Source organism: Psychrobacillus faecigallinarum, assembly GCF_014836595.1.
GTDB lineage: Bacteria > Bacillota > Bacilli > Bacillales_A > Planococcaceae > Psychrobacillus > Psychrobacillus faecigallinarum.
The window spans coordinates 43,257-57,670 of sequence record NZ_JACSQO010000001.1 but is presented as its reverse complement, the minus strand read 5'-3'; the positions used below and the strand labels follow the sequence as shown (position 1 = coordinate 57,670).

The following is a 14,414-nucleotide window of genomic DNA, read 5'->3' as shown; positions in this document are numbered from 1 at the left end:
TTACAAGGACTACTTTATGTTGTCATAAGATACAAACAAACAAACGAGATTAAACAAGCTAACGGGTTTAAACGTTACACTTGCCAAATGGTAAAAAAGACGTCATACCGTCAATATAAAAATAATTTTAAAAGCTTGCAAATATTAATAAACATAGAAAATATATAAACTCAAAGCACTTGATAGCTTATAACAGGCGACAAGTGCTTTTTCGTATTTTCATATCCCGTACAATACTTCTCACAAAAAAGTCCTCTATTTCCATCGTCTATTCTTCCCTTTGTATATTAGTCCATGTATAAAATTTAACATATAGTAAACTAATTAAATAACTATAATCTTCTCAATTTATGGTATTTCTTTTAAAAAACAGGAAATGATCTATGTGGAAAGGGAATTAAAAGAGTTAATGCCCCTTGCTAGACATTCAACTAAATTCCATGCATGGCATTAACCACGTAACAGCTTCTGCTTTAATTGCAGAGATTGGGGGTTAGACGTTTTCTAAATACAAATAAATTAGCACGATTTGCGGGGATTGCGGCTGTTTACTTTGGGTCTGGCGGAAAGGTAAGGAACATAATAAAAGCAAGCAGGGAAATCGGGTGCTGCACGTTTTATTTTACAACTTGGCAGTACAACAAGTACAAGTAGCCAAAGGAAGCAAACTTCCAAGGAATTCAGTTTTCTATGCTTATTACCAAAGAAAACAGCATTCCAGAAGATCAGCTCGGCGATTCCAAAACGTTAGAAGATATATTCCCCGCAATAACAGTGATGGATGAATTTTTAGTAGGAGACATCATCACCATGGTAGAGAACCCTTCACCTGGACCCATTGCGGAGGCAGCGTTATTTACAGTTGTCAGACCAATTAAAATAATAGATAAGATTAATGATGGCTTCAAAGATAGGAAAAAGATAGAAAAGAATGATGGTAAGAGTATAGGAAAGGAGAACAAGCTAGAAACAAGGCACTAGAATTAGTTGGAGATTTAGGGCCAAACTCACAGCCATATACAAGTACGATAAAATCAAGTGATGCATATGGTCAAGTTGTTGGTAGGCAGTCTGCTGACGGAAAAGTAAGGTGGAGATTAGATTATGACCCTAATAAGGGGACGCATATAAATATTGAGGAATGAGATTGTACGTAAATTACCTGCCAATGATGTTGAAATTGAAGTAACAATTCAATTAATTTCAAACATATATTCGCTCAGGTAAATCAGAATTTAACTTAATTGGTCTAGATGCTAGTGAATATCCCAACAAAAGCGGATGACACAGTACAACAGTTGATTGAGTTCGATTAGGTGAATTTATTCAAGCGGCAAGTACGCTAAAGATTAATGGTCAGGGACAGGTTAGAAGTATATCTAACTTATCCAGGCATTTTACTGCTAACATTTTGCAAACAAAATTATTTCCTAAAGTTCTTGAAAATTCAGGAGTAAAAACTAAAAATGTTTGGCTTGAAAAATATGCCATAGAAATGACTCCCTTGGGATACATTAATACTATCCAACTAATTACAACTTCCTTATGATAAAATTGAACCAGGTAATTTCATGCATTGCAGGGTTTATTGTCCTAGTAAGGCTTTTTTATAATATGTTTATAATTTTGGTCGATATTGTCTTGATACTTCAGGATTAGCCAAAAATGAATGTCCCGTTATTAACTGGTAGCAAGATGATGAGGATGGGACAAATGAATATGAAAATTTCTGTACACTTTTATTAGAAAAGTTCTCCAAATAAAATTCTAAACTTTGACTGGGTGCTTGTTTCACTTGAGCCAGATCTAGCTGGATACATAAAGTAAGAGTTTCTAGAAGGATGCTGGAGCAGTACCTAACACTGATCGGCAACCTGACAGAAGCTCTCACGAGTGAGGTTAACAATATGATGGACAATATCAGTGATATCGTTGACTTGCCACATTGTGATGATAGTGCTAAAAATCATGTTTTTAATAACTCACATATAAAGGATGGCGGAGTTGGAAGATCTAATCCGGACTTCGAACTAGCTCAAGTATGGCAAAGATTGATATATGGGAAACAAGTAGATTCTGATATACAATTATTACATGACGAAATTTTCGAATCAAAATTTGAGAGTATATTCCAGATAATGATAGAACAGCTCAGGACAAACAATAAAATCTGGAAGGCCATAGAATTGGGAGAAAAACAATGAGGAGTGAAGATTCATGGCAGTTTTTATTTTAATGTTGAAGGAGTTTGAGGATGAAGAGAGGGTAGTATATCAATATGGACCGAATGAAGATTTAATGGGTCGAATTGAATATGATAAAAAAAATGAAGTAATCAACCAACTATCGCAAATTGATTCACAAGAGTTCGTTGATGAATTCTTCTTTAAGAGAGCAGGAAGACGTCTTTCAAGAATGATTATTAAAGAGAATCAAAATTTTGTTGATCGAACAACTATTGAATCTTGATACTTGCTTATGATTTTAGAAATTTTAGCAAGAAATATAGCACAGAGAAAGAAACTTGATTGGCTTTTGCCTTTTAAGGTTTTTACTTTTAGATATTTGGGATTAAAAGTAAAATGAGTTTTGAATCAAAAACGAAAGGTATTTTTATTTTTCTCATTTTTTTAGGTCAGTTCAATTGGCTAAAAACCTTTTAAGGTGGTTTATGATCTACTCCAGGTACCTAATAAATTGCTTATCTATACGAGGCTAATAGAACTCTTATAATCCCTATATATTGTATTATCAAATTATTTAGTACGTAAAACTTTAAAACGTATGACTATAAAGTATTCTAATCTCATAAATTAATTTTCATTCAGTTGTTCCGTCAGTTGAAGTCAAATACTCTTTGTACGGTCTGAAGGACATCAAACGAAACTTAAAAAAAGGTAGATTAGGGAGATGCTACGATAGCTTCTTGGATCGTCATGGTCTTGTGGGGGAGTCGCAAATAATTGCAACTTCCTTTACAGATTTACTTGAACGATTAATTAGTAATCAAGGTAAATATTGGTATTAGCTAAGAAATGATTTCGTTTATCTAGATGATGCTTGTGAGAACGTTGAGTAAACAATAATTACTATACAAAATAATTAGAACCCTGTTTAGCAAAAAGTACGTCAAGGTTACTTTTTGTGAGAGGCTCCCCAGTGCTGTATATCCTGCTCACAAATGCTAAATTAGATTTTATTTTTGTAATGCTACAAGATGTATTATCAAATAATAAAGTACGTACATTTCTTTCCTGGAGTAGACGGGAAAACGGAATTTGGAGGAAGTATGAAAAGAACATATTCTAATTTAGATCTACGAAAACTTGATGATAGGTTTGAAAATGAATTTTCTTTAACTTTTGAAATTGATACACTTCCTAAACAAGTAGAAGAAATGTGTTTAAAGGATTTTAATAGATTCGAAGAATTAATATACAGCAATAATTACAAATTAATAATATCTATTCCATGTATACCGGTTTTAAAGATATTGAAAAACTTGGAAATTATTGAAGAAAACAATTCTTTTAAACTAGTAAAAGTTACAAAACAAAATTTTAATATTGAAATTAAACAATTCCTCATTGAGAACGAATTTTCAGTTACATTTTTTTTACTGAAAGAGATGAATAAAATAAGTTTTGTTTTACCTAAAACAAGTGGGGAAAGAATCAAGTTACACGATATAAATAGAAATGTTATATATTATTTTCAGTTTGAATTTGAAGTATGTACTATAATTACATGGGAATAAGGGCTATTAAAGGAAGATGCATTGGTTGAAAGGTCTTATCATGGCCTTATAAACTTTTTATTTTGAAGAGAGATAAATATCCTTTTGTATTTTGTCATGAGAATCTTTGTGGTTGGAACAACATTTTTAAAGACAAGGAAAGGTAGAGAGGATTTTCGTTATATGAGAGATAAACAATTAAAAAAGCTGAGATACCTAAGTGGGGGAAATATTTACGGGGGAAATGGGTTGAATGTTTTGCAAACCACCTTTCAATAGAAGAACAAAAAGACATCTGGCTGGATAATTTTCTTTGGCATTTATGTAGTTGGGAAAAGGTTAAACATCTCGAAAAGGAAGAAGATTGGAATGGTGAATGGACTTTTATCATGACACATGAACCCGAATGAGGTCCCTACTTTATAAGTAAGAATTGAAGGTTATTTACACATAAACAGTTCAATGGTTTGTATACAAAAAATAAAAAATATAACTTTTATTAACCATGTCAACCCAAAAGTTAAAGAATACTATATGTAAAATATTTTTAATTCATATAATTTCATAATTTCAACTAGACAAGTTAGTTGAATAAAAAAACTACAGCTACCCCAAGCTTTAAGGGTTTGCTGTAGTTTTTATTTTTCCCCCAAAATTAGTCAATTGCTATTAAATCAAGATATTTCCAATTACCATCTGAATCTTTTTCCAGCAAATAAGTAAAACTATATGCAATGCTTTCCTCTTGGTATGTTTCAACTTCATCATGAGTGACAAGTGCTATACCATCAATTATAAAATGAGTTTCAATACCTAGCGTCTCATACCGTAAGTCAAAGTCAATGAATGTACTTTCTATTTCTTTTTTGAGATTCAAGTAATCAGGATAATCTTTGCTATATAGACCAAATAGCAGCTCAACATTTTCTGCATTTGTATATTCTGTAGATGTTTTAAAAAACTCTGTTATTTCTTTTTCTTGTGATAAGAAGTTTGAGTCCTTTCTAATTATTTCATAATAAATTGTATAAAGGTCCCCAGCAATTTCTTCATTTTTTATCATATCCTGCAGGCTGAAAAATGTAGCAACATTTGACTCTATTTTATATTGAGGAGCTTTATTAGCAATCAAGCTCTCTAAATTATTTAAATGAATCTTTGTAGAAATTACATATTTCGATGTTTGAAGAGCTTTTACACCTGGCTGTTTATATTTTGTAAGTATCGCCTCTCGTGTTGATTTTCCGTAAACATGATAAAGAATCTGAGCTTGTTTACGAATTTCCGTTGATAAATCATGGTATTTTTGTACAGTTACGTTAGATGTCGGGTCTGAAGAATATAGGTTGTTGTATTGATCTGTTAACCGCTCTATTTTCTTTCCAGAAGTAATGGCATCAATATATGAAGTAGCTCGGGAAAAGTGAATACCAGTATTATTGTGTAAGCGATTTTCAAATTTCTCTTTGTCTTTTCCATTATACTTCTCAATTTCAAAATAAGCTTTCCAGTAAGCATTTTTCGTTAAGTTAAAAACTTTCATATCTGGATTTTTAATTTCCTTCGTAAATTCATATGAAGTTTGCCACTTTAATTCACCTGCATGTTTCTCTGCAGTCTTCAACAAAGATTCAATTTTAGATACTGAAGTAGCTTCCGCATTGGCAAAAGGTACTTGTGTACTAGCGAAAATAATAATTGCTACTACAATAGATAATAATTTTTTCATAATATTCTCCAATTTTGATAAATAGTCTTATATTATATGTATAAGCTTTATAAAGTATATTATATAAAAATAATATTTACTATATTTACAATAAATATAATTTTTTAAGTATAAAGTATCCTGGTGATATAACCAGGAAATAATACCTAAATTTATAAGTGTATTTAGAAAAACCTTAGCTTAAAGAGAAAGAATATACACTATTAATCCAGGGATTAATTTAATAAAATCTATTCGTAGAGTTTGGAAAATAGCTATTGAGCAGAGGTTTAAGTTATTTTTAAAAAGGGTTTTTATATAAAAGCTAGTATTTCAAATGTTTTTTTAGGGTATGATGGAGGATATAAATGAATTCTACAAAGAATGAAAGTTCCATAAAATGAAAGTTTATAGAAAGTGTTATATATTATTTTTTGAATAACATTTATTTTGTTTAGATGGTTTTTTTAATCATGCAATAATAGAGGAATACCGGGACTTAGGTATACTTGGGTTTATTTCATGTTTATATGCGTTTCCTTTATTTCTACAAATATTAAAATGTCGTATGAATCTGTTTATCCACCTAATCAGTTGGATAATAAGTTTGTTAGTTTTGGTACTTATTTTTTATATAGTTACGTGAAATATAACCTTTAATGAGGAATGGAGAATTTTATAATATAAACAAGGGGTATCAAAGAAGAGTATTTCGTATATCTTAAATCAGCTTCAAACATGTTAATACGAGTAAGATAAGTATAGAGATAGGGGATCAATATGTACACCGATTCAGAAATAAAACGATTATTTACAACAGGAGAATTCGCAAAACTTTGTCATGTGAAGAAACAGACGTTATTTCATTATGATGACATTGGGTTACTTTCTCCTGAGGTGAAATTGAATAACGGTTATCGTTACTATTCATATGATCAATTTGAGTTATTTCATATAATTAATTTATTTAAGGAATTAGATATTCCACTTAGTGAAATTAAAACGCTTGTACATCAAAAAAATCCTAAAGAAACTGTTAATGTCTTAAAAAATAAATCAATAGAGATTGAGGACAAAATAAAACAACTAACATACTTACAAAAGATACTTGAAGTGAAAATCAATCTTGCAGAGCAGGCGCTTGAAAAAGATTTAGTCAGTATCACTATTCAATACCTTGATGAAGAGCGCTATATGTTAAGTGAAAATATACTGAATTTAAGTGAACGTAAATTCATTGCGAAATTATCGGAATTTATCCATCACATACAATCCAAGCATTTAGATTTGGGCTACCCTCTAGGCGCAATTTTGCAAAAGCAACAGATTTTAGAGAAAGATTTTTATCATTATAGTCATGTCTATATGAAAGTGAGTGAATATACAAAAGAGGACAATATTCATAAACGGCCAGGTGGCTATTATGTGATTGGATATCAGATTGGTGATACAGCTGAAGAAACTTATGCAGGCTTAAAAGAAGCTGCTGAGCAAAATGGCTATGATATAGGGTCTAATGCATATGAGGAATACGTATTTGATGGCATATTTTTCGGTGAGAAAAAAGTGCAGGTGACTAAAATATGTTTACAATTAATAGAAAAACAAAAACAAAATTAGCAGGTGTCTTGTTGTGAATTCAACAGGACACCTTTTGTTTAAGTGGAAAATATAAGAGTTTCCTTGACTATACGGTTACCGAATAGTTTAAGTTTAAGGGGAAGGCAATATAAAAGAAGGGTTTTGACATTATGTTCACAGAAATTCGTGACATTACAGATTCAAATAAGCAAGAAATTTTAGGTTTACACATAGCAGATGAACAGGAAGGATTTATTGAAACGGTAGTTCAATGCTTAAATGAAGCAAAAGAGGATCCGAGGTTTGTTCCAGTCGGTTTATATAAAGAAAATGTCCCAATAGGATTTGCGATGTATGGTCCATTTCAATACCCAGATGGTATGAGAGTATGGCTAGACCGCTTTTTTATCGATGAACATTATCAAGGAAAGGGCTATGGCCGCTATTACTTCAAGTTACTCATTTCATTTCTAGCCGATAAATATTCATGTGAGCGAATTTATTTAAGTGTTTATGAAAATAACCTTGTAGCAATTAAAATGTATGAAAAGTTTGGTTTTAAATTTAATGGAGAACTTGATGTACAAGGAGAAAAAGTAATGGTATTGAATTTGAAAAATATGCAATGGTAATTCCTCGATTCACTTCTCTAAGAAGAATTACTTTAGAAAATGCTCACCAGTCACAGTTATGACTGTTGAGCATTTTTGGATCGTGTTTGTGACATATCCCTCTTTTCTTCGTAATATAAGTAAATGAAAAATAATACGGAGGGTTTTAATGATGAAGAAGGTACTAATATTTACTGATATGGGAATCGATGATTCTATTGCATTATATTACGCTCATTTAAATAAGGATATTGAAATTATTGGTGTAGTTGTAGATTATGGTAATGTATCCAGACAAAAAGCGTTAATAAACAGTCAGTATTTATTTCAAGTTTTTAATCTTTCCAAGGATATCCCTATCATTCGTGGAGCGGAATTCCCTTTGACCGGGGAACAGCCATCTTACTATCCTGAAATACACGGTCCGCATGGTCTTGGTCCCATAACGCCAAATCAAGTTCAAGGAATTTCTGTAGGTCAATTTTTAGAAATAGAGCAGTTGATAGAAAAATATGAAAATGAGTTAATAATCGTTAATATGGGACGCCTTACTTCACTTGCTACGTTGTTTATTCTTAACAATTGCCTAATGAAGAAAGTGAAGGAATACTATATAATGGGTGGCGCATTTTATGTTCCGGGTAATGTAACATCTTACGCAGAGGCTAATTTTCATGCTGATCCTTTAGCTGTAGAAATCGTTCTTTCTAATGCTCAAAACACTACGGTGCTCCCATTAAACGCAACTAGTAAAGCTATCATAACGCCACAAATGATTAATTATATAGACTACTTTGATAAAAGCAGAGTTCTCAAACCACTTTTGAAGTTCTATAACAGGGTTTATATGACGCGAGATCCTCATCTTAAAGGAAGTCCCGTACATGACGTATTGACCCTTATGGCATTCACACACCCAGAATTTTTTTCGTTTTTCTCGTATTCAATACAAATTGAAAAACGTTTAGAAATTGCTTCAAGAGGACAAAGTATATTGGATACAAGCTTTAGTGACAAAAGAAAACATCGCGTAGCACTAGATTTAAACTATCGAAACTTTTTTAATCACTTTCTCTTAATCATGTCAGGTAAACAAGAAGAGTATAATACAATTTGAATTAAATTGTTCATTTATTCGAATACGCCATTTCTCACTAGTTTAAAATCAACTTTTACATTTACTTTCATAGTTTTAAACAACTCATGCCACTTTTCAGGGGTAAGCTTGGAATTTCTTACTGAGCTTCTATACGATTCACCAAATCCAAAAACATCGGATTCATATTTTTGTCCGATAGAAATTACTCTTGATATTTCTTTTTTTAGGTTCTTACTAATACCTTTTTCAAGCTCTTCTACTATTTTGGGGTTGCCTACATCGATGTCTGATCGAAGCTCCAATAACCTTCCCTTAATGGTAATGTTTAAGTCGAATTCAGGAGTTGTCGAATTGACTAATTTCAATTTTCTGTCGGTCTTTACGGTATCAAATGCTAAAGGAATCTCATCAAAAGAATTTTTCATTAATGAAGGGGAGATATCTTCTTCTTTTAGCTTGGTTTGAAAGTTTCCATGCTTATAATTATCTCTGATTATTTTTACAAAAAAACTATCTTCAGCGGAAAGCCTGCCTGACATATTACCATCTTTGAAAAAGGCAATGCCAGATATTTCAACAAATTCTTCATCTCTTTTAATAATTGGCATAACAATGTTTCTGCCAGCCGAGTAATAATCACGCGCTACTACATGAAGGGTTGATGAAATCATGTATTCAGATTCAATGTTTTGTTCTAATAACCTGTATATATGTTGTCCAATATCTTCAATGTTTTCATATTTATATTCAAGTAAGGATGACATTGGCCCTTCAACAACTGCCATGTAGACCCCATTGCTAACACTAGCGTTTTCTAAATGGGCATCAATAAAGTAATGAATATCATCCTTAGCTATCTCTTCGCTGAAAAGAATAACTCTCATCTGTCCTACCATAATTTTTTTAGAGAGCTTTCGATTTGTTTTTACACGAGCGCCTTTACTTGTTGCTTCCTCTGCCGTGACAACCTCCACATTACTTTGAAATTCTGGACTCACTTCACGAATAACTGCTGTAGTTTTAATATTTTCTTCTTCACTACCGATATCATAGCCAACTAAAGTGGTTAATCCGATTCTATCAAGAATATTTGTCTCTGCACACCCGGCCAAAATAATGCATAGAAAAAGTGTTATTAAATAGAAGCTCAACTTTTTCATTCTTCCTGCTCCTTTTTAGTTGTGAATTTCTTTTTCACCACAGCGATTAAGTATAAGAAAATAGGATAGACAAAGACAATATAAAAAGCATATTTGGCAAATTCGTTGTTAAAGGTATTGATTTGAGTTCTGCTTTGAACAACTAAAGTACCTATTAAAGCAACAAAAGAGAATAGCCATACGAATTTATTCCCGCTAATTTTTACTATTCGTGTTGTCGCTCTATAAGCTGCCCAAACGTAAAAACATAGGTTTGGTATAATAATCAGCATCCAGTAACAAACAGCAACATACTCAAACCTTTCAACAAACGGAAAACTTATGAAGCTAAATAAGGTTAAAGTCGCCCAAACTGTTTTAAGTAACTTTCCTTCACTATAATAAGTAATCGAAATCAACATAATAGAAAGATACACCAATGTAGTAGCTAATAAAGCCAGGTGGGCATGCTTCTTCACCTTTTCTTTTTCCTTTATGTAAGGGTAAATACTATAAAGAATTTCGAAGCCAATAATAGTGAAAGTCATAGAATGAGCTCCTTTTAAAATAGAGCTTATTTTAGTTTCTAAAATAGGCAAGAGGTTAGCAGCTGTTGAATATTCAAGAGGAATTGTTAAAATTGGAAGTAGCCACAAAGACAATATAACGCTAAAAAAAGAAACCCCCACAATTACACGGAGCCCACCTGTAAAAGCATAAATCACGATTAACAACAATGAAGAAGAAATAAACCATGTACTTAAACCGGGGAATATCCATGTTTGGATTACTTCAATGTAGTTGCGTAATATAGAAAAGAAGGCAAAGCTACAATATATAAGATAGGTAGCATTCAATAAACTTCCTATCAATTTTCCATACACATCTTGATGGATACCATATAGGTCATCGGAACCGTATAACTCTAAAGTTTTTATCATAAAAAAAACAACAATATGTGTGGCAAGTCCTGCAATAATTATTGAGATCCAAGCGTCATGTTTAGCATCTTGATACACAACACGCTGAAATCCTTGTACCCCAACACCTATTTGAGCACTATGAATCACAAAGAAAAGTAAAAAAGCATTAAGCATTTCATTTTGGCTAATTTTTATGGAACTTTTCATTATTTCACCTTTTTTCAGGTTTTATAGGCTCTGTATCATATTTTTTCTTATTTTTTGCTTTAGTACTGGTAGGTCTTTTGCTTGTTAATGGTAAAGGCATTCTGATAATACTATTACTCCAGTCTTTTAGACGAGGAGGATAAAATGGAGCGGTATAAGGAGTCCCCATACTGGATTGTCTTAAAAGATGAATAAGGATAAAACAAAAAGCAAGCATAACGCCAAAAAATCCCCAGAATCCTGCTAAAATTATGATTGGAAATCTAAGGACTCTAATTACATTTCCCATCATGTAACTAGGAGTTGTAAAAGAGGCTAATGCACTTAAAGCAATAATAATTATTAATATATTGCTGGTAATTCCCGCTTGCACAGCTGCAGTTCCAATTACAATACCTCCAACGATACCAATAGTTTGGCCGATCTTTGTCGGCAATCGACCGCCGGCCTCTCGTAATAATTCAATAATGATTTCTAACAATAATGCTTCAAATACTGGGGGGAAGGGCACCAAAGCCCTTGATTCACTAAGTGGTACTAAAAATGCTTGCGGTATAACTTCATAATGAAAAGTCAATGCAGCAACGTATATGGGTGTCAAAAAAATAGATAATACAACAGCACTAAACCTTAATAATCGAAGAAAGGTTGCTATTTGCCATCTAAGATTTTGATCCTCTCTACTTTGAAAAAATTCTATAAACGATTGGGGACAAATGATTGCCATGGAACTACCATCAACAATTACTCCCACTTTTCCGTTTAATAGGGAATCGCAAAACCTATCAGGTCTCTCAGTAAGAAGAAACTGAGGAAAGATTGACATAGAGTTATCATCAATCATTTGTGTAAGAGCGGCACTATCTATCAATGCATCAAGTTTGAGGCTCGTAATTCTCTGTCTTAACGAGCTGACTATTTCTTCTGAGGCGATTCCGTTCATGTACAATAAAGTAACTGATGTGTTTGTTAGTTTGCCAACTTTGAATTTTTCTAAACTTAGATCGGGACTTATTATGTATCTACGTACAAGAGAAATATTTGTTGAAATGCTCTCATTGAACCCAACCTGAGAGCCAATTACTTGAGATTCGTTTTCCGGTGCCGACAAACTACGCGACTCATTTTTAGAGATGCTTGCTAGAACAACTTGAGAGTTCCCTTCCACATGAATCAATACTGTTCCATTTACCATTGATTGAATTGCTTCATCTAGGAGATCTGACAAGTCTATTTCAGGTATGGATAGATTAGCTTTAATGCACTCTGGAGAATCATAACTTTTTTGTTGCAACTCTCGCAGGATATGCTCATTTAAGGTCTGTCCATCCACAAGATTATCAATATAAATAATAACGAGATTAGGAGTAATGTCTCTTACAATCAAATCTGATGGATTGTTTGTTAACTCCCTTATTTCTTTTATAAATAAACTGTTTGAGGCAGAAATAGTTTTTTGCGTGGATTCTGTTTCTTTCCCTTTTTTGACTGAAGGAAGATTTTTAAAGAAAGACAGTTTAAATTTCATATCGTGTATTGTCCTCCTCCTATTCTAGACTTCATATTTAGAATAGGTTATAGAGGTATTATTTATACTTATGTGGTAATTTTCTTTAACTTTTAACTAAGTATTTATCTACTATCAAACCAAGATGTTATTTAAATTAGATAAAAGCCCACTTTCTCAATGTGAATTGAAGTTTAGTGGGGTAGGTTATCTATCTCCAGGCTATAGGAACGAGATTTGGGTATTTGGTAGTATTTGATGGTTGATATCGGAAGTCGGGAGTATAGATAAACTTGGACTAATGGGGTTAGAAGTGCAATGAATGGGGTTGAAGCTAATGGATAATTATGATAATCCGGTTAATAATATAATAAGTTATGAAAAACTCTTAGCTTTTTTAGAAGAGGGTAGAGAAATCGAATTTATTTACAAAGATAAAGAGTATTTTATTTCTCATTCTGCTAAAGAAGGTCGAGCGTTATGGTGTGGTAAAACAAGATTAAGTGAGTATTTTGCTATAAAAGATGTAAGTAAGTTGGAGGATATAAAAATAAAAGGTGAAAGTATAGCTGATTTACTTAAAAATAAAAGAGAAGAAATTAAGATTCAAACGATACTTTAATTAAAAAAATTAAAACCTTTGCGGATGTAGTGAGCCCATAATTTGGTTATGTGACATCTAAATCTAACTTGGGGTTTTTTTGCATTAAGAGTAAGTTAACCGAGGCATCAGAAATGATGCTTTTTTTATTTGCATGAAAGGTAGTATTAATAATTTGATCATATTACTACTCTTTTTAGAGACAAGGAGGGAATACAATGATAAATATGGAAAAGTATAGAAGTAGAATGTTAGTGGAAATCGCTGAGCTTCAGAAAATTATACATGAAGTCATTGATAGTATAGAAGTCGTCAAAATTTCTAGGCGGTTAGCTCATAAAATACTAAAACTACTTTAGAAATCATAAATATTATTAAGTAATTGGACTACTTGCGACAGTTTAACGAATATGATTTTCATATCTAATGAAAAAAAAGGGGGATTGATTTGAAAAGGTTGAAGAGTTTATCATATTGAATTTTAAAGTATAATATTTATTTTTAGTTCTGCATTTGGTTGGCAAGAAGATATTATTAGGAGGAAAGATGTGCAATGGATAATAAGTTAAGTTTTTCTAAAAAACACCCTATAAAAAGTATCATTCTGATTGAGGTCAGTTTTTTACTAGTGGTTTTTATAGCGGGTGCAATCGCAACAATAAAGCAATTAAGTTACAATTCTCCGATATTAATATCGTTTATACCAACAGCACTAGTGTTAATTATTTATTTTACATGGAAGAGAAAGTGGACTTATTTTGGTTTCAAACGAGAACTGACAAGAACAAATTGGATACCCTATTTACCACTACTTGTTATTTTGATCGTATTATGTTTACAAGGCTTTAGTTCTCAACCTCTTAAAACAATTATTTTCTATGTTGGCTTTGCTATTTTAGTTGGCTTTGTGGAAGAAAGTATTTACAGAGGAATAATGATTAAAATATTACTACCACTTGGTATCCTTCCAGCTATTCTGACTTCGAGTATCTTATTTTCTGTCACACACATGCTTAACTTGTTATCTGGACAGAGTATGGGGCAAACTGGACTTCAATTGGTATATTCTTTATTAATAGGTATTGTGCTAGCGCAATTATTTATTAGAACAAGAAATATTTATCCGTTAATTCTGTTTCATAGCCTTCATAATCTAATTCAATTTCTAGGTAGCGGAGGATCCAGTGCAATTCTTGATACGACAGTAATTATTATTTTAGTTGTAACTGCTATTTCGTTAGCATTATCTATGCGTAAAAAATTAGAAACAAAATTTGCCCTCATTAGTGAATGAATTATAAA

General features: G+C 32.1%; 15 protein-coding genes and 3 pseudogenes. 14 read left to right on the top strand and 4 right to left on the bottom strand.

The window, feature by feature from the left end; all coding sequences use genetic code 11:
- Nucleotides 1-355: 355 nt before the first annotated feature.
- From H9650_RS00350 to H9650_RS00325, 8 genes and pseudogenes are all read left to right on the top strand, one after another.
- Nucleotides 356-710, top strand: a pseudogene (locus tag H9650_RS00350) (transposase); the annotation flags it as partial.
- Entirely contained in the window at nucleotides 691-981 is a 291-nt protein-coding gene (locus H9650_RS00345; RefSeq protein ID WP_151110376.1) for a hypothetical protein, read from the top strand. The pseudogene H9650_RS00350 and the gene H9650_RS00345, both read left to right, overlap by 20 nt.
- A 159-nt stretch (nucleotides 982-1,140) precedes the next feature.
- Nucleotides 1,141-1,270, top strand: a pseudogene (locus H9650_RS20335) (DNA polymerase III subunit beta); the annotation flags it as partial.
- Nucleotides 1,271-1,907: 637 nt separating this feature from the next.
- The gene (locus tag H9650_RS00340; RefSeq protein ID WP_225215843.1) at nucleotides 1,908-2,204 is read left to right on the top strand and encodes a hypothetical protein; all 297 of its coding nucleotides are present in this window, start codon (nucleotides 1,908-1,910) and stop codon (nucleotides 2,202-2,204) included.
- 13 nt (nucleotides 2,205-2,217) lie between these two features.
- A complete protein-coding gene (locus tag H9650_RS00335; RefSeq protein ID WP_151110374.1) occupies nucleotides 2,218-2,469 on the top strand; it encodes a hypothetical protein in 252 nt (83 codons plus the stop codon).
- Between the two features lie 415 nt (nucleotides 2,470-2,884).
- Nucleotides 2,885-3,028, top strand: a pseudogene (locus tag H9650_RS20330) (SMI1/KNR4 family protein); the annotation flags it as partial.
- Nucleotides 3,029-3,289: 261 nt separating this feature from the next.
- Complete coding sequence (locus H9650_RS00330; RefSeq protein WP_191696328.1) at nucleotides 3,290-3,757, top strand: hypothetical protein; 468 nt, start codon at nucleotides 3,290-3,292, stop codon at nucleotides 3,755-3,757.
- 176 nt (nucleotides 3,758-3,933) lie between these two features.
- The gene (locus tag H9650_RS00325) at nucleotides 3,934-4,146 is read left to right on the top strand and encodes a DUF4275 family protein (RefSeq protein ID WP_191696679.1); all 213 of its coding nucleotides are present in this window, start codon (nucleotides 3,934-3,936) and stop codon (nucleotides 4,144-4,146) included.
- A gap of 245 nt (nucleotides 4,147-4,391) precedes the next feature.
- Here the strand turns inward: H9650_RS00325 and H9650_RS00320 are convergent, their stop codons facing one another.
- Nucleotides 4,392-5,465, bottom strand: a complete 1,074-nt coding sequence (locus tag H9650_RS00320) for a hypothetical protein (protein ID WP_191696327.1) — start codon at nucleotides 5,463-5,465, stop codon at nucleotides 4,392-4,394.
- A 759-nt stretch (nucleotides 5,466-6,224) separates the two neighbouring features.
- On the opposite strand from H9650_RS00320, the gene H9650_RS00315 reads away from it, so the two are divergent.
- The 3 genes from H9650_RS00315 (at nucleotide 6,225) to H9650_RS00305 (ending at nucleotide 8,753) form a co-directional block, all read left to right on the top strand.
- Nucleotides 6,225-7,064: a MerR family transcriptional regulator gene (locus H9650_RS00315; RefSeq protein WP_191696326.1), complete on the top strand. Its 840-nt coding sequence runs from the start codon at nucleotides 6,225-6,227 to the stop codon at nucleotides 7,062-7,064.
- 131 nt (nucleotides 7,065-7,195) lie between these two features.
- Nucleotides 7,196-7,657, top strand: coding sequence for a GNAT family N-acetyltransferase (locus H9650_RS00310; protein ID WP_191696325.1), 462 nt, complete (start codon nucleotides 7,196-7,198; stop codon nucleotides 7,655-7,657).
- 151 nt (nucleotides 7,658-7,808) lie between these two features.
- Complete coding sequence (locus H9650_RS00305; RefSeq protein ID WP_225215842.1) at nucleotides 7,809-8,753, top strand: nucleoside hydrolase; 945 nt, start codon at nucleotides 7,809-7,811, stop codon at nucleotides 8,751-8,753.
- Between the two features lie 14 nt (nucleotides 8,754-8,767).
- On the opposite strand, the gene H9650_RS00300 is transcribed toward H9650_RS00305, so the two are convergent.
- From H9650_RS00300 to H9650_RS00290, 3 genes are read right to left on the bottom strand one after another with little or no spacing between them, the layout of a single operon-like run.
- Entirely contained in the window at nucleotides 8,768-9,895 is a 1,128-nt protein-coding gene (locus tag H9650_RS00300) for a Ger(x)C family spore germination protein (protein ID WP_191696323.1), read from the bottom strand.
- Entirely contained in the window at nucleotides 9,892-11,004 is a 1,113-nt protein-coding gene (locus H9650_RS00295) for a GerAB/ArcD/ProY family transporter (RefSeq protein ID WP_144538193.1), read from the bottom strand. Before H9650_RS00295 ends, H9650_RS00300 begins: the two co-directional genes overlap by 4 nt.
- A 4-nt stretch (nucleotides 11,005-11,008) precedes the next feature.
- The gene (locus H9650_RS00290) at nucleotides 11,009-12,532 is read right to left on the bottom strand and encodes a spore germination protein (protein WP_144538194.1); all 1,524 of its coding nucleotides are present in this window, start codon (nucleotides 12,530-12,532) and stop codon (nucleotides 11,009-11,011) included.
- A 316-nt stretch (nucleotides 12,533-12,848) separates the two neighbouring features.
- On the opposite strand from H9650_RS00290, the gene H9650_RS00285 reads away from it, so the two are divergent.
- From H9650_RS00285 to H9650_RS00275, 3 genes are all read left to right on the top strand, one after another.
- Entirely contained in the window at nucleotides 12,849-13,133 is a 285-nt protein-coding gene (locus H9650_RS00285) for a hypothetical protein (RefSeq protein ID WP_191696322.1), read from the top strand.
- Between the two features lie 197 nt (nucleotides 13,134-13,330).
- The gene (locus tag H9650_RS00280; RefSeq protein WP_186318140.1) at nucleotides 13,331-13,471 is read left to right on the top strand and encodes a hypothetical protein; all 141 of its coding nucleotides are present in this window, start codon (nucleotides 13,331-13,333) and stop codon (nucleotides 13,469-13,471) included.
- Nucleotides 13,472-13,665: 194 nt separating this feature from the next.
- Nucleotides 13,666-14,406: a CPBP family intramembrane glutamic endopeptidase gene (locus H9650_RS00275; protein WP_144538196.1), complete on the top strand. Its 741-nt coding sequence runs from the start codon at nucleotides 13,666-13,668 to the stop codon at nucleotides 14,404-14,406.
- Nucleotides 14,407-14,414: the final 8 nt, after the last annotated feature.

Bases quoted from the DNA above. Each gene is read 5' to 3' on its own strand.
- H9650_RS00335 (WP_151110374.1), top strand. From the start codon at position 2,218: ATGGCAGTTTTTATTTTAATGTTGAAGGAGTTTGAGGATGAAGAGAGG.
- H9650_RS00330 (WP_191696328.1), top strand. From the start codon at position 3,290: ATGAAAAGAACATATTCTAATTTAGATCTACGAAAACTTGATGATAGG.
- H9650_RS00315 (WP_191696326.1), top strand. From the start codon at position 6,225: ATGTACACCGATTCAGAAATAAAACGATTATTTACAACAGGAGAATTC.
- H9650_RS00305 (WP_225215842.1), top strand. From the start codon at position 7,809: ATGAAGAAGGTACTAATATTTACTGATATGGGAATCGATGATTCTATT.
- H9650_RS00275 (WP_144538196.1), top strand. From the start codon at position 13,666: ATGGATAATAAGTTAAGTTTTTCTAAAAAACACCCTATAAAAAGTATC.
- H9650_RS00310 (WP_191696325.1), top strand. From the start codon at position 7,196: ATGTTCACAGAAATTCGTGACATTACAGATTCAAATAAGCAAGAAATT.
- H9650_RS00280 (WP_186318140.1), top strand. From the start codon at position 13,331: ATGATAAATATGGAAAAGTATAGAAGTAGAATGTTAGTGGAAATCGCT.
- H9650_RS00300 (WP_191696323.1), bottom strand. From the start codon at position 9,895: ATGAAAAAGTTGAGCTTCTATTTAATAACACTTTTTCTATGCATTATT.
- H9650_RS00285 (WP_191696322.1), top strand. From the start codon at position 12,849: ATGGATAATTATGATAATCCGGTTAATAATATAATAAGTTATGAAAAA.
- H9650_RS00320 (WP_191696327.1), bottom strand. From the start codon at position 5,465: ATGAAAAAATTATTATCTATTGTAGTAGCAATTATTATTTTCGCTAGT.
- H9650_RS00290 (WP_144538194.1), bottom strand. From the start codon at position 12,532: ATGAAATTTAAACTGTCTTTCTTTAAAAATCTTCCTTCAGTCAAAAAA.
- H9650_RS00345 (WP_151110376.1), top strand. From the start codon at position 691: ATGCTTATTACCAAAGAAAACAGCATTCCAGAAGATCAGCTCGGCGAT.
- H9650_RS00340 (WP_225215843.1), top strand. From the start codon at position 1,908: ATGATGGACAATATCAGTGATATCGTTGACTTGCCACATTGTGATGAT.
- H9650_RS00295 (WP_144538193.1), bottom strand. From the start codon at position 11,004: ATGAAAAGTTCCATAAAAATTAGCCAAAATGAAATGCTTAATGCTTTT.